The following is a 13,331-nucleotide window of genomic DNA, read 5'->3' as shown; positions in this document are numbered from 1 at the left end:
AAACGCGGCCGGTCCTTATTTACTGAAAACGACGACGCGCGTTTGCTTCACGCGCCGCCTGGGCCACTTCTACCGGAACAACCCTGCGACCGACGGGCCAAAGGGCGATAGCGGCGATCTTAAAGTTCGCGATCCCCACCGGAATACCAATAATCGTGATGCACTGTGCAATACCGGCAAAAATATGCATGATGCACAGCCACCAGCCGAAGAAAATCAGCCACAGTATGTTCAGCAGGGTTCCGCCCGTATTCATCAGGGCGTTTTTGCTCTCCGGATTGAGCTCGTCAACGTGGATAGCTTCATTCCCGTAGGGGATTAAGGAGAGTTTTGTGATTTCCCAGCAGGAACGAGTCAGGGGAAGCGTGAAAATCAGGACGATGCTCACCAGCGTGGCGAAAAGCCAGGAAAGGGTGGTGGCAAAACCGCCCAGCACAAAATTCAACACATTCAGAACGGTACGCATAAACCCTCACTTCCTTTCGATAAAATTAACGCCCAATGATTGTAACGTTTTTTTAGGCTGGAGCACCTTAAAACTGGCAGTTAAACTGTCAGGTAAATTATCTCTTCGTGGATTTGGCGGAACATGGAACTGAAAGCAACCTCGTTAGGCAAACGCCTGGCGCAACACCCTTACGACAGGGTGGTTCTCCTTAATGCCGGGGTGAAAGTCTCCGGGGAACGCCACGAATACCTTATTCCGTTTAATCAGCTTCTGGCTATCCACTGTAAACGCGGGCTGGTGTGGGGCGAGCTGGAGTTCGTTCTGCCTGACGATAAAGTCGTGCGTCTTCACGGCACCGAGTGGTCGGAAACCCAGCGTTTCCATCATCACCTGAACGCACTCTGGCAGCAGTGGAGCCAGGATATGAGCGTGATTGCCGCCCAGGTGCTGCAGCAGGTGCTGGACGATATCGCGCAGAGCAACGCGCAACACGCGTGGCTGACCCGTCAGCAGACCGCCGGGCTGCAGCAAAAGATCCGACAGGCACTCTCGGCGCTGCCGCTCTCCGTGACGCGTCTCGACGAGTTTGACAACTGTCGCGACGCCTGGCGCCAGTGTCAGGCCTGGCTGAATGATAAGGATAAAAGCCGTCTCGCCCATAACCAGGCCTGGACGGACGCCATGCTTACCCAATACGCCGACTTTTTCAGTACGGTGGAATCTTCACCGCTCAATCCGGCCCAGGCGCGCGCGGTGGTCAACGGCGAGCAGTCGCTGCTGGTGCTGGCGGGGGCCGGTAGCGGTAAAACGTCGGTGCTGGTGGCGCGTGCCGGCTGGCTGCTGACGACCGGAGAAGCGGTAGCCGATCAAATTCTGCTTCTGGCCTTTGGCCGCAAGGCTGCCCAGGAGATGGACGAACGTATCCAGGAACGCCTTCACACGCGGGATATCACGGCCAGAACCTTCCATGCCCTTGCGCTGCATATTATTCAGCAGGGCAGTAAAAAAGTGCCTTCCATCAGTAAGCTGGAAAACGACGCGCAGGCGCGTCAGGCGCTGTTCATCAAAGCGTGGCGCCAGCAGTGCAGTGAGAAAAAGGCGCAGGCGAAAGGGTGGCGTCAGTGGCTGGAGGAGGAGCTCGGCTGGGAGGTGCCAGAGGATAGCTTCTGGCAGGATGACAAACTGGCGCGTCGGCTGGGTTCGCGACTTGACCGCTGGGTCAGCCTGATGCGAATGCACGGTGGAACGCAGGCAGAGATGATTGAAAGCGCGCCGGAGGCGATCCGCGATCTGTTTTCGAAACGGGTCAAGCTGATGGCTCCGCTGCTGAAAGCCTGGAAAACCGCGCTCAAAGAGGAAAATGCCGTCGATTTCTCCGGTTTAATCCATCAGGCCATCATCATTCTTGAGAAGGGACGTTTTGTCAGCCCGTGGAAACACATTCTGGTGGATGAGTTCCAGGATATCTCTCCGCAGCGTGCCGCACTGCTCTCGGCGCTGCGGGCGCAAAATAAACATACGTCGCTGTTTGCGGTGGGTGACGACTGGCAGGCCATCTATCGCTTCAGCGGGGCGCAGCTCTCCCTGACGACCGCATTCCACCACTATTTTGGCGAAGGGGATCGCAGCGATCTGGACACCACCTACCGCTTCAATTCACGCATTGGTGAGATCGCCAACCGCTTTATCCAGCAGAACCCGCATCAGCTGGCCAAGCCGCTCAATAGCCTGCGGCCAGGGGATAAAAAAGCGGTCACCCTGCTGGCGGATGACCAGCTGGAGCCGCTGCTGGACAAGCTCAGCGGCTACGCGAAGCCCGATGAACGTATTCTGGTACTGGCGCGCTACCATCACCTTAAGCCCGCGGCGCTGGAAAAAGCCGCCACCCGCTGGCCGAAACTGCAGCTTGAATTTATGACAATTCACGCCAGCAAAGGGCAGCAGGCTGACTATGTGATTGTGCTGGGGCTGAAAGAGGGCAGCGACGGTTTCCCGGCCCCGGCCCGCGAGTCGGTGATGGAAGAGGCCCTGCTGCCGGTGCCGGAAGACTTCCCGGATGCCGAAGAGCGGCGTTTGCTGTATGTGGCCATCACCCGCGCGCGGCATCGCGTGTGGCTGCTGTTCAATAAAGAGGAGCCATCCGTGTTTGTCGATATCCTGAAGAGTATTGATGTGCCGGTGGCGCGTAAGCCATAACGATGTCAGGCAAGATTTTGTAGCCGGGTAAGGCATAGCCGCCACCCGGCAAAAAAGCTACTTCAGTCTATCGGAAAGATAACGCTGATAGTCCGGAATAAGGATATCAACCGGCGAGTTAAACTGCGGCGATTCGATGATGAAATCCGCCGTCGACAGGTTTGTCGCCACCGGAATATTCCACACCGTCGCCAGGCGCAGCAGCGCTTTGACATCCGGATCGTGCGGAACCGCGTTCAGCGGGTCCCAGAAGAAGATCAGCACATCAATTTTCCCTTCGGAAATCTGCGCGCCGACCTGCTGATCGCCGCCCATCGGGCCGCTCAGCATGGCATTCACCTGCAGACCCGTTTCGCGCTGGATCAGGTTACCGGTTGTGCCGGTCGCCGACAGGGCGTGCTTTTCCAGCGAAGGCTGATGGCGGCGAACCCAGTTAAGCAGCATTTGTTTACAGTGATCGTGCGCCACAAGAGCAATGTGTTTACGTTCAGGCAGCGTGCGTGTTGTCAGTTCCATAATCATTTCCATCAGGTTAACTGACTACACGATGACGGGAACCGTCTGACCCTGCAAGAGAAAGGCGTAAAAAATGTGGCTTATGATGAAGGTTGTTGTTTTGCCCACTGTAAAAACCGGGCCCGCGTGTCGGGATCGGCCTGCTGGAACCAGAATTTAAGGCGCTGTTCCGTCAGGGTCTGGGACTGGGGAGGAATAACGTCCAGTTCAGAGACGCCGGATAAAAGCGTACTGTCATCCGCCATCATGGTGGCAAACTGCGGAAGCGATGCGCGTTTTCCCGCTTTGTTATAGGTCTGGGTCGCGGCCTCGTAATCCGGGCCTTTCGGCGAGGTCGTCAACGCCAGAATATCCAGCTTCACCGGAATCGGCATCGCATTCCCGTCCAGCAGTTCAACGCGGGGTGAAGCGTCAAAGGCCGCAGATTCCTTCTCCGTTTCAAGGCGAGGCAGGGTGATGTTCACCTGACTGATTTGCCGGGTATTAAAGCTGACGATCAGCGGCGGGGAGATGTACATCCGTTGCTCGTGATTAGCCAGACCGATCGACTTTTCTACCCGAAAGACCAGCTGATGCGGCCCGTTATCTAACTCGATGCTGTCTGCACCGCGCAATAACGAGCTGGAGACCTTTTTTCCGTCCAGTACAAGAAGATCAATGTCGGTAGAGAGCCGGAGCGTGGTAGCAAAAACGCAGACCGGCATCACTAACGCAATCAGGGCAGTGGCAATACCGGTTTTCATAGAAGGCTCCCGTCAGAAATCCTGTCGCCGCATTAATGTATCTAAATTTTTCGATAATCACGTTTACTAACATATAGACATATTTCGCCGTTTTGCCCTCATGCATCTGTATGGGATGGATGGTTGAGATGTGCGGTTTGGCGTACACTTTTAAAAAAGCCAGGAGAAAAACCATGAAAGAGAACGATATTGCCGAGATTCTGACATCCACGCGTACCATTGCGCTGGTGGGCGCGAGCGATAAACCCGATCGTCCCAGCTATCGGGTGATGAAATACCTTCTCGATCAGGGCTATCACGTTATCCCGGTCTCGCCAAAAGTGGCGGGGAAAACATTGCTGGGCCAGCAGGGTTACGCCACGCTCGCTGAGGTGCCGGAAAAAATTGATATGGTCGATGTCTTCCGTAATTCCGAGGCCGCGTGGGAAGTGGCGCAGGACGCTATCGCCGTAGGGGCGAAAACGCTGTGGATGCAGCTGGGCGTGATTAACGAGCAGGCCGCCGTGCTGGCGCGGGATGCGGGGTTGAAGGTCGTCATGGATCGCTGTCCGGCGATCGACATCCCCCGTCTGGGGCTGGCGAAGTAATAAAAAAAAGCCCGTTATCGGGCTTTTTTACACGCTTAGTTCCGCAGGCGCGGAGCCTGTAACTGTTTGCGGATAGTCTGAGCAAGTTCATCCATTGTGGGTTGCTCCGGATGCTCTTCCTGCAGCTCGCTACTCAGCTGCGCTTCGGCCAGATAGGTGTGAACGGGTTGTCCATCATCACCTTCCATTACCACATGGTACCAGGGCGCGGCGCGAAGCTCTGCGTTCACCGCCAGCTCGTCTGCTGACGGTTCATCAAGGGAATACTCCGGGTCGATATCCACGACCACACCCAAATACCCTAGCAAAGTGTGGCGGACCTGCTGGCCGATACCGAATTTGCTGGCAATCATAGTCACCTCCCGGGAAATACGACTTACACGTTATGTGCGGGCAATATTTCTCTTTTCAAGTTACATGACGCGACAGGCAAACCCTTTCAGATACAGTCCTTCCGGGTAGGTAGCAATCACGGGGTGATCGGCTGCCTGACGGAACTGCTCTATAAATTGTACATCACGCCCGGCATCTATTGCGGCATCGGCGATGATTTTTTGGAATAAATCGGTGGTCATCAGGCCAGAGCAGGAGAAGGTGAGCAGAACTCCGCCCGGGTTCAGCAGCTGGATAGCCAGCATGTTGATATCTTTATACCCGCGACATGCTCCCATCAGCTGGCTTTTGTTTTCCACAAACTTTGGCGGATCCATCACGATGACGTCGAACTTCTCGCCCTGGTCGCGATATTTACGCAGCAGCTTGAAGACGTCATCGCGAACAAATTCCGCTTTGCTCAGATCCAGCTTGTTCAGCTCGACGTTCTGTTTTGCCACGTCCAGCGCTTCCTGCGACGTGTCCACGCTGACCACCTGAGCACAGCCGCCCAACAGCGCCGAAACGGCAAAACCGCCGGTGTAGGAGAAGCAGTTCAGCACGCGTTTGTCGGCAACATACTGACGCGTCGCCAGACGGCTGTCGCGCTGGTCAAGGTAGTAACCCGTTTTGTGCCCGCCCTGAATATCCACCAGCAGCTTCATGCCGTGCTCTTCAATCGGCAGCAGGGCCGGTGGCAGCTCGCCCGTTACGGGCCCCTGAGTCAGCTCCATGCCTTCTTTTTTGCGCACCGCCACATCGCTGCGGTCGTAAATGGCACACTGCGGGAACAGCGTTTGCAGCGCGCTGATCAGCGCGGCACGCTGGTATTCCGCTCCGGCGCTCAGGAGCTGCAGCACCAGGAAGTTACCGAAGCGATCGATGGTCACGCCAGGCAGGCCGTCGGACTCACCGGCAATCAGGCGGTAGCTGTCCAGCCCGTCGCGTTTTGCCAGCCAGTCGCGCCACTGCTGCGCCTGCTGCAGACGGCGAACGAAGAAGTCGATGTCGATGGTTTCATCTTTATCAAACGTCCAGACGCGAGCGCGGATCTGGGACGCTGGCGAGTAGGCGCCTCGCGCTAACCATTTCCCCTGATGGTCAACGATATCAATGGTTTCACCGAGGATGGCTTTGCCTTCCATACGGGCAACCGCGCCGGAAAAGACCCAGGGATGACGGCGCAGTAATGATTTCTCGCGCCCTTTGGCTAACACTAAACGTACACTCATAATTTGCTGTTCTGTCGATTTCAGGAAATGGCGCGTAGATTACCACATTCAGCAAGGCGCAATCATCTGCGGATGCCGTTGAGCGTTTCGGCACAAAATTAAATCGCTTAGGCACATTCCGGCATTGCAGCAGGCTTTACAGTAGGGCTTCCGGTACAGCAGAGGGAGCACCCATGAAAAAGCGCAGTGTGATAGCCATAGCCGCTCTGGCGGCGATGAGTTTTCAGGTTTTAGCAACAACGCCTTTCGACGTCACCAGCCGGGATATTTCCGGCGAAAGGCGGCTGGCGCAACAGCAGGTATTTGAGGGATTTGGCTGCCACGGTGGGAATATCTCACCGCAGCTGGCATGGAAAAATCCGCCTGCCGGTACGAAAAGTTTTGCCGTCACGGTATATGACCCGGATGCGCCCACCGGCAGCGGCTGGTGGCACTGGACCGTAGCCAATATTCCGGCGAAGACAATGACGCTGCCCGCTGATGCCGGTAACCCGAACGGCGAGAAATTACCTGCCGGCGTTGTGCAGGGGCGTAATGATTTCGGCTATTCTGGATTCGGCGGCGCATGTCCACCCGAAGGGGACAAGCCTCACCGCTATCAGATTACCGTCTGGGCCCTGGACGTGGATAAACTGCCCGTCGACAACAATGCCAGCGGCGCGCTGGTCGGTTTTATGCTCAATAGTCACGTTCTGGCAAAGGCTCAGTTAACAGCAACCTACAGCAGATAAGGATGGCAGGGTGCAGGAGTTTCATTTTCGACATAACCATCTTACCGCGGGTGAAGTGACTGCCAGCAAAATGCATCGCCTGCACCAGGTTAAACTCTTTTTTCCGGCTATTTGTCATATCACTCACGGCACTAAGGTGATAGTTCAGGATGATAACCGCCTGGAGGCGACACGGGATGAGCTCATCATTATCCCGGCCAATACGGCGATGGAGATTATCAATCAGCCTGTAAACGGTCTGTTTCACTCGGATTTGCTGATGTTATCCCCGGAGATCGTCGCCGAGTTTAAGGCGCATTACCTGAAATCCTGGCCGCGCACGACGCTGCATTCGCTCTGCGCCCCGCTGAGCGAGGGGTTGGCGTTTATGTGGGACAACCTGCTGCACGCCGTGCGTCAGGATTTACCGGAGGCGCTACAAAAGCATCAGGCTTTCGGTCTTTTGCTGGCCCTGCTGCACGATGGCGTGGCGGGTCCACTGCTTGTTGAGCGCAACAGTAACCTGACCGAGCAGGTGCGGCAGTTCATTATGCTGTCGCCCGCCAGAGACTGGACCGCGCAGGACGTTGCCAGCCGTCTGGCCTTAAGCGTGCCGACGCTGCGCAGACGCTTGCGTGAAGAGTCGCAGAGTTTTCGCCAGATCGTGGAGGAGGTGAGGATGGCCGTTGCTTTGTCACAGCTCCAGTCAACCCGATTACCGATTGGCGAAATCGCATTACAATGTGGGTATCTTTCCAGCTCTCGTTTCACCGCCCGTTTCCGGCAGCACTATGGCTGTTTGCCGAAAACGCTACGTTAAGGAGAAGAAAAATGTCAAAAGTCTGCACCATTGTCTGGGTTCACGGCGTTGTTCAGGGGGTGGGGTTCCGCTACAGCACCCAGCGCGAAGCGGTTGAGCTTGGGCTCACGGGATACGCGCGAAATAGGGACGACGGCAGCGTTGAAGTGGTCGCCTGCGGCGAAGCGGAGCAGGTCGACAAGCTGGTGGCGTGGCTGAAAGCGGGCGGGCCGCGCAGCGCACGGGTTGATAAGGTGTTAACGGAACCGCATCAACCCGGGCGAGAATACGTAAACTTCGGGATTCGGTATTAAATACACTTCACCGGCTTAGGCAGGCCGGCAATTTTGGTGGCCTGTTTTGCCGGGCCTTTCGGGAACAGACGATACAGATAGCGGCTGTTGCCTTTCTCTTCGCCGAACTTATTGGCCATGGCTTTGACCAGCATGCGGATCGCTGGAGAGGTGTTGAATTCAAGATAGAACTCGCGAACAAAACGCACCACTTCCCAGTGTTCGGGGGAGAGGGTAATCCCTTCGTTTTCCGCAATTTTCTCCGCCAGCGGTTCGCTCCAGAGCGTCGTATCTTTCAGATAGCCTTCGCTATCGGTCTCAATTTCCTGGCCTGCAAAAATGAACATAATCTTCTGTCGTCTGTGAAAAAACGGCGACAGTGTAGCAAAAAAGCCGCCGAAGGATAAGCCGTGCCCTACAGGAGCAGTTGCAGCAGATTGTTGGCATTAAGCTTTTTCAGCGCGTTGCATTTATGGGTCGAAACCTGCTTCTCAGACATACGCGTCACGATGGCAATGTGGCGTACCGGCAAGCCGGTAAGCATCAGATCGAGCACGTTGAATTCAAGGCCGGTAAGACAGCAGTCAAGACTTCGGACGCGGCGAGGCTCTTTTGCCAGCAAATATGCCGCATCAGCGACGGCGATCCGGTCATCGATGATATAAAGGGTCAACGTACTGAAACGCTTGCGTAAATGCGTCGCCAGCGCCCACCCCTTTTCATTGCAGACCAGATACAGGCTGCCTTGCCAGCGGGCGGCTTCCAGTCTGAGCAAAATGTTTATCAATGCCTGATGCGTACCTGCCACGGAAAAACGACAGCGTACGACAACCACGCGGCGGGTAAGCAGCGCTGGCTGCCATTGCACGGTGTCGCTTTGGACCTCTGGCTGAACGCCCCGACGCAGCAGCGCGTAGCGCAACCCTTCGGCGTAAAATCGATTATTGTCGAGAATGGCGTAACTCACGGTGACCTCATTATAACGTGCTGGGCGTATAGATAACGCGCAGCGTGCCGGTATAGTCGCCCGCGTTTTTGCTGCTGGCGGCAAACGCGGGGGTTTTCAGGATAATAGGGGCAGGGATGCACAATACGCTCTCGCGTCCGCCGGGCAGCACGACCTGACGCAGATGTTGCGGATCGTTCGTGCCTTGCCAGACCAGGGTTTTACCGTTCGCGACGCTTTCGGTTGCGCCTGTGATTGGGTTGGTGACGGAGACCCGATAATCGAGACGATCCCGCGCATCGGTCTGGCTACCGCCGCGTCGCCTGATAGAAAACGCGCCTTCGGCACGATCCGCTGAGGGAAGCCCGTCATCCTCAAAGCGAAGATAGGCGCGGGTGCTGGTGCTGTTTTTGCCGTCGTAAAGGCACATATCCAGCGAGTTTTCACCCTGGATCTCACTACCTCCCGGCCGCCCCGGGAAGTTGGTCAGGTTGAGGTTAACGATGGGCGTTGAGTGCGGAAATGCCGGCAGATAAATCTGCTGATTACCCGGATCGACCACCTCAATGCGAATATTTGCCTGCCACCTGGCGATGGTGAGGTAGCCAGGGCATCCGACGTTTACGTCATTGAAGTTTCCGCCACAGTCGGCGCTTCCCCATTGACGCAGGTTCTGCTTCAGCGTTGCGGTCCAGATCCCCGGCAGGGCGAGCTTATCCAGTTCGCTTTTCACAATATAGAAATCGAAATAGGGCTCTCTGTTCCAGGCGCTGAGATCGCCCGTTCCCCCTGTGACAAAACTGGCGAAGGTAAAGACTTTATTGTTGATAAACATGTAGTGATCGCCATACACCTTGATATCCACCGTCTTGCTGGTGAGGGCATGCGTGAAACGTAAATTGATGGCATAGGGCGCGGCCGGGTTAGCTGAGAACCAGACCGGCGAGTTCATGCAGGCCCCGTTCGTGGTATCAGTCCGGGACTCACAGGTCAGGGTATTACGTCCCCACTTTTGCGGGTCGGCGAGGTCATAGCCGCCCGATTCATGAAACCAGATATCGAAACGCGCAGGCGGTGCCGTGCGATCGAAGCTGATCCCAACGCTGGTGTTTCGTCCCGCAGGGGCGCCCGCCAGCGCCTGGCCTGTCCACAGGCTTAAGAACAGTAAAATAAAGAAGCACTTAATCACATCATTTCCCTTTAGTGAGGTTGTCGGCGTTCATGGCAGTTGAACCGGTAGGTACCGATCGTCCGGCGAGCATCAGCTGTGCCTGCTGCTGGACGGCATCCGGCAGGGCGGAGAAGGTTAACTCCCGGCAAGGAATTGAGCCGACATAGCGCACCACGTCGCGCATACTTTTCACGTTAAGTTCGCACTGATAAAACTGCTGCTGGCGCACCAGGTAGAGGTTATGCAGCAGGGCATCGCTCTGGGCGCTGAATCCGCCGTTGCCGAGATCGCTCCAGCCGTTAACGTTCAGCGGCACGCCACCGATAAACGGCGAATGACGCTCGTCGGTTAACTGGCCGAGCCAGGTGTAGCTTGCGGTGGTTTGCACATCCCGACGCAGCAGTTTGCCAGGCACCATAAACAGCGTTCTGCTGCCTGAACCTTGCGTGATCTCACTGCTGGCCCCCCGGGATACGTCCAGCGATTCGTTAATCGTCAACGTTGTCTGCTGGTAGCCCGGCACAGCGAAGAGGGCGCGGCTATTGCCCGGAATGTCTGCGCTCCCGCTGTTATCCAGCGACACGGCAACGCTAGGAGCCTGGGTATCTTCCGGTGTAGCAACGTTAACCGCGACGGCGGAAGCAGGACGACCGTCGCTCCAGCGGCCGAGCCACAGGCCAGAACGCGACAGCGCAAGGGTCGAGCTGTAGTTGCCGCTGCTGCTCAGCGTATGGCGCCTGTCCTGACGATCCCAGGCGTCGCTGACGGTCAGACTGCCGTTGCCGTATCGCCCGCCCTGGCGCGTATAGGCTGAGGTATTCAGCGAGTCGCTGTTAATGCCCGAAGCGCTCAGACCATACTCGTTTTCGCCGCGTGCATCGGCGTACCAGTTATGCGCCACGTTGTAGCTCAGCTGATTTTTTTCACGCTGCTGGTGCTGCCAGGTCGCGCCAAGAGAGGTATAGCTCGACGCATCACCCTGACGGTTATGCGCCATGGACAGGCTCACGCTCAGGTAGCCGCCTTTGTCCCTGCCGTCGCGGGCGTCATCGTTACGCATGAACAGGTTAATGCTGCTGTTAATGTTCACGCCTCGGGTGCTAAAGGCATTGCTCAGCCCTCCCTGCCAGGCGCGCGAGCGCGAGCGGGTCATATAGACCGATTCCCACGGCAAACCCGCATCGTGGCGATCGTCGCTGTCCGGGAGCTCCCGACGTGAAACGTACCGTCCTTCGTTGCGGTTATCCGAATATCCGAGGCTCGCATACCAGGCGCCGACAGGGACGGAAAACATCACCGAGAGGGTGCGATAACAGCCGTTCACGGCGTCAAACCCCGTGCTTCGGGTGTTGCAGTTTTCCGCTGATAGCGCGTTGCGATAGAGGCTCAGTGAAAAACCGTCGTTGTAGCTGATTTGCTGAATATTGCCGCGCTGGCCTTCGCTGCCGTAAAGGTAGCTAAACCGGGTACTCAGCACGCCGTCGATCGGGCCCGCGTTGAAGCCCCGGCTCCAGTCGAGCGCATTTTCCAGGAAACGCTGGTTTTTCTTTATCGTTGCTCCGCTGGTCAGCGCCAGGGTCGGGGTGACGGGCAGGCGCACACCCGCCTGCGCAACCGCGCTGCGTTCTTCGTTCCGATCGCTATTGTCGGTTTCACCCGCCTGCAGGAACCACTCGACGCGGTCAAATGGCGTAATGCCGGTTCGGGTAAACGGCACCTGCTCGGTACGCGTCAGCCGGTTATTTTCATAGACCGACAGCGTGACGGTGTAGCTCCCGTCCGGAAACGATCGCGTGTCGAGGGTTTGCGCCCCGGCATTCAGGTAAAAGCTGGCCAGCAGCTGATTGCCACGGCGGGCGTCGATACGCGCGTCATGGGAAAGCAGTACGGTGACAGGAGTTCCCTTTGACTGCTGAACCGGATTAATCCACGCCCGTGTTGAACCCGTGCGCAGACCGCGAATTTTGCCCAGCGGCAGCTGGCTGAGGTTGATATTCCCGCCGGCATTACTGAACAGATCGCGGGTATCCATCTCGCCCAGCTGGACATAGTACTGACGCAAGATATCCTGGCGGAACCAGGCGTTGTTGACGGTGATTTCCTGTTGCTGCTGGTGCCTTGAACGCTGTCCCAGCCAGGTCCAGTCGAGGTTAACATAGCCGTCCTGCGTGAGCGCCAGCGCGCCATTGCCCTGTACGGTGGCTGACTGATAATCCCTGTCGGCAACAAAATTAATATTCTGCTGATGGATCAGCGCATTTTCGGTGTCCTGCGTGGGCTGATACCACTGATTTTCCGCGGTGGCTTTAGGCAGAAATTTCTTGTCCAAAAACAGGCTAATACGGGCGTTATTCTCGTCATAGATAATGGCCGCGCGGTCGGTATCAATGTAATCGCAGCCCGCTGCGGAGCCGTTGCTGCTGCAGGCCAGGTTGCCGTTACGGGCAAGCGGAACGGCCAGCGCGGCAGACACGGTGCCAACGAGAGCTGGGTCGTCGTTAAACCGTCGTTTGATGGCCGCCACAACGGTTTCAGGTGCGACAAAACTGACCGTTTCAAGCGTGATATCCGTTTCAAAAAGTCCAAGCGACTCGCCGTAGAGGTTGACCTCTGTCCACAGGCGCTGCGTTTTCGCCAGATCTTCAAAACCTGCCGGGACGGCCATCCCGGCGCAGGCGAGTTGGATGGATGCGGGTAACAAAGCAACAAAGAGGAGAGTATTTCTGTGAAACGCCATGAACGAGCCTCGACATCATCCTGACGTCAGAGGGTGGGCACCCTCTGACGTTATTCCTTAGGTGCTGTGGTGTTACGCACCGCCTTCCGTGGTAGTCGCCTGCGTCAGCATCAGGCTGACAACGCCGCTGTACTGACCGGTTTTCAGAATGCCTTTGGTTGTCTGTGAAATGGTCAGCGGCAGTACCGCTGAACCGTTTTCAATGCTTCCCGGGAACAGTTCGGTACCGGTATATTCCACATCGGCGGTAGAGAGGGTTTTATCGCCCAGCTTCACCGTCATTGGGATGGTCTCAGCACCGTCGGCATTTGCCAGCTTCGCGGCGCTTACCAGACGGACTTTCACGTTGCTGGTGGCGGAGTTAGACCACACCTTGGTATTCAGGCGATAGCTTTCCAGACCGCGGCCTGGCAGGTACTGCATATCGATGCTTGCCGGCAGCGGCGTGTTATCGGCCTGGGTCATGTCCAGCTGTGAATCAACGCTGGCGTTGACGGTAATATCTTTTTGGATCGCCAGCGCGCTAACGGACGTGGTCATCGCGGCAACAATCATCAGAGGTTTAAAGTACTTACGCATTG

At 56.6% G+C, this 13,331-nt stretch carries 15 protein-coding genes; 5 read left to right on the top strand and 10 right to left on the bottom strand.

Annotated features, from left to right (window positions below):
• Nucleotides 1–19 precede the first annotated feature (19 nt).
• Nucleotides 20–466, bottom strand: coding sequence for a YccF domain-containing protein (locus tag ACZ6J2_RS08955; RefSeq protein ID WP_023311032.1), 447 nt, complete (start codon nucleotides 464–466; stop codon nucleotides 20–22).
• Between the two features lie 123 nt (nucleotides 467–589).
• Here ACZ6J2_RS08955 and helD point away from each other — a divergent pair, with 123 nt between their 5' ends.
• The gene (gene helD / locus ACZ6J2_RS08950) at nucleotides 590–2,644 is read left to right on the top strand and encodes a DNA helicase IV (protein WP_471725472.1); all 2,055 of its coding nucleotides are present in this window, start codon (nucleotides 590–592) and stop codon (nucleotides 2,642–2,644) included.
• A gap of 57 nt (nucleotides 2,645–2,701) precedes the next feature.
• On the opposite strand, the gene mgsA is transcribed toward helD, so the two are convergent.
• Nucleotides 2,702–3,160: a methylglyoxal synthase gene (gene mgsA / locus ACZ6J2_RS08945; RefSeq protein ID WP_033145124.1), complete on the bottom strand. Its 459-nt coding sequence runs from the start codon at nucleotides 3,158–3,160 to the stop codon at nucleotides 2,702–2,704.
• 80 nt (nucleotides 3,161–3,240) lie between these two features.
• Nucleotides 3,241–3,903: a curli synthesis inhibitor gene (gene csgI, locus ACZ6J2_RS08940; protein WP_033145125.1), complete on the bottom strand. Its 663-nt coding sequence runs from the start codon at nucleotides 3,901–3,903 to the stop codon at nucleotides 3,241–3,243.
• A gap of 173 nt (nucleotides 3,904–4,076) precedes the next feature.
• Between csgI and ACZ6J2_RS08935 the strand changes: the two genes are divergently transcribed.
• On the top strand, nucleotides 4,077–4,490 hold the full coding sequence (locus ACZ6J2_RS08935; RefSeq protein ID WP_023311036.1) for a CoA-binding protein: 414 nt from the start codon (nucleotides 4,077–4,079) through the stop codon (nucleotides 4,488–4,490).
• Nucleotides 4,491–4,525: 35 nt separating this feature from the next.
• On the opposite strand, the gene hspQ is transcribed toward ACZ6J2_RS08935, so the two are convergent.
• Both hspQ and rlmI read right to left on the bottom strand, forming a co-directional pair.
• Nucleotides 4,526–4,843: a heat shock protein HspQ gene (gene hspQ, locus ACZ6J2_RS08930; protein ID WP_008499919.1), complete on the bottom strand. Its 318-nt coding sequence runs from the start codon at nucleotides 4,841–4,843 to the stop codon at nucleotides 4,526–4,528.
• Between the two features lie 60 nt (nucleotides 4,844–4,903).
• Nucleotides 4,904–6,094 (bottom strand): 23S rRNA (cytosine(1962)-C(5))-methyltransferase RlmI, encoded by a 1,191-nt coding sequence (gene rlmI / locus ACZ6J2_RS08925; protein WP_471725469.1) that lies wholly within the window; start codon nucleotides 6,092–6,094, stop codon nucleotides 4,904–4,906.
• 173 nt (nucleotides 6,095–6,267) lie between these two features.
• Between rlmI and ACZ6J2_RS08920 the strand changes: the two genes are divergently transcribed.
• Genes ACZ6J2_RS08920 through yccX form a run of 3 tightly spaced genes read left to right on the top strand, consistent with a single transcriptional unit; the run spans nucleotide 6,268 to nucleotide 7,917 of the window.
• Nucleotides 6,268–6,825: a kinase inhibitor gene (locus ACZ6J2_RS08920; protein WP_039261620.1), complete on the top strand. Its 558-nt coding sequence runs from the start codon at nucleotides 6,268–6,270 to the stop codon at nucleotides 6,823–6,825.
• 10 nt (nucleotides 6,826–6,835) lie between these two features.
• Entirely contained in the window at nucleotides 6,836–7,624 is a 789-nt protein-coding gene (locus tag ACZ6J2_RS08915; RefSeq protein WP_039261622.1) for an AraC family transcriptional regulator, read from the top strand.
• A gap of 11 nt (nucleotides 7,625–7,635) precedes the next feature.
• The gene (gene yccX, locus ACZ6J2_RS08910) at nucleotides 7,636–7,917 is read left to right on the top strand and encodes an acylphosphatase (RefSeq protein ID WP_262768775.1); all 282 of its coding nucleotides are present in this window, start codon (nucleotides 7,636–7,638) and stop codon (nucleotides 7,915–7,917) included.
• Here the strand turns inward: yccX and tusE are convergent.
• From tusE to ACZ6J2_RS08885, 5 genes are all read right to left on the bottom strand, one after another.
• A complete protein-coding gene (gene tusE / locus ACZ6J2_RS08905; protein ID WP_008499913.1) occupies nucleotides 7,914–8,243 on the bottom strand; it encodes a sulfurtransferase TusE in 330 nt (109 codons plus the stop codon). The two genes, yccX and tusE, sit on opposite strands and share 4 nt — an antisense overlap.
• A 68-nt stretch (nucleotides 8,244–8,311) precedes the next feature.
• Nucleotides 8,312–8,863 carry a LuxR C-terminal-related transcriptional regulator gene (locus tag ACZ6J2_RS08900; RefSeq protein ID WP_047061513.1) on the bottom strand — a complete coding sequence of 184 codons (552 nt, stop codon included), beginning with the start codon at nucleotides 8,861–8,863 and terminating at the stop codon, nucleotides 8,312–8,314.
• A 10-nt stretch (nucleotides 8,864–8,873) separates the two neighbouring features.
• On the bottom strand, nucleotides 8,874–10,031 hold the full coding sequence (locus tag ACZ6J2_RS08895) for a CfaE/CblD family pilus tip adhesin (RefSeq protein ID WP_236903033.1): 1,158 nt from the start codon (nucleotides 10,029–10,031) through the stop codon (nucleotides 8,874–8,876).
• A 1-nt stretch (nucleotide 10,032) separates the two neighbouring features.
• A complete protein-coding gene (locus tag ACZ6J2_RS08890; protein ID WP_471725466.1) occupies nucleotides 10,033–12,750 on the bottom strand; it encodes a TcfC E-set like domain-containing protein in 2,718 nt (905 codons plus the stop codon).
• 72 nt (nucleotides 12,751–12,822) lie between these two features.
• Entirely contained in the window at nucleotides 12,823–13,329 is a 507-nt protein-coding gene (locus ACZ6J2_RS08885) for a CS1 type fimbrial major subunit (protein WP_021240847.1), read from the bottom strand.
• Nucleotides 13,330–13,331: the final 2 nt, after the last annotated feature.

The sequence above is a fragment of the Enterobacter sp. E14S genome (assembly GCF_055666685.1).
Note: the sequence above shows the minus strand (reverse complement) of the source record. Positions and strands in the feature narration are given on the sequence as shown.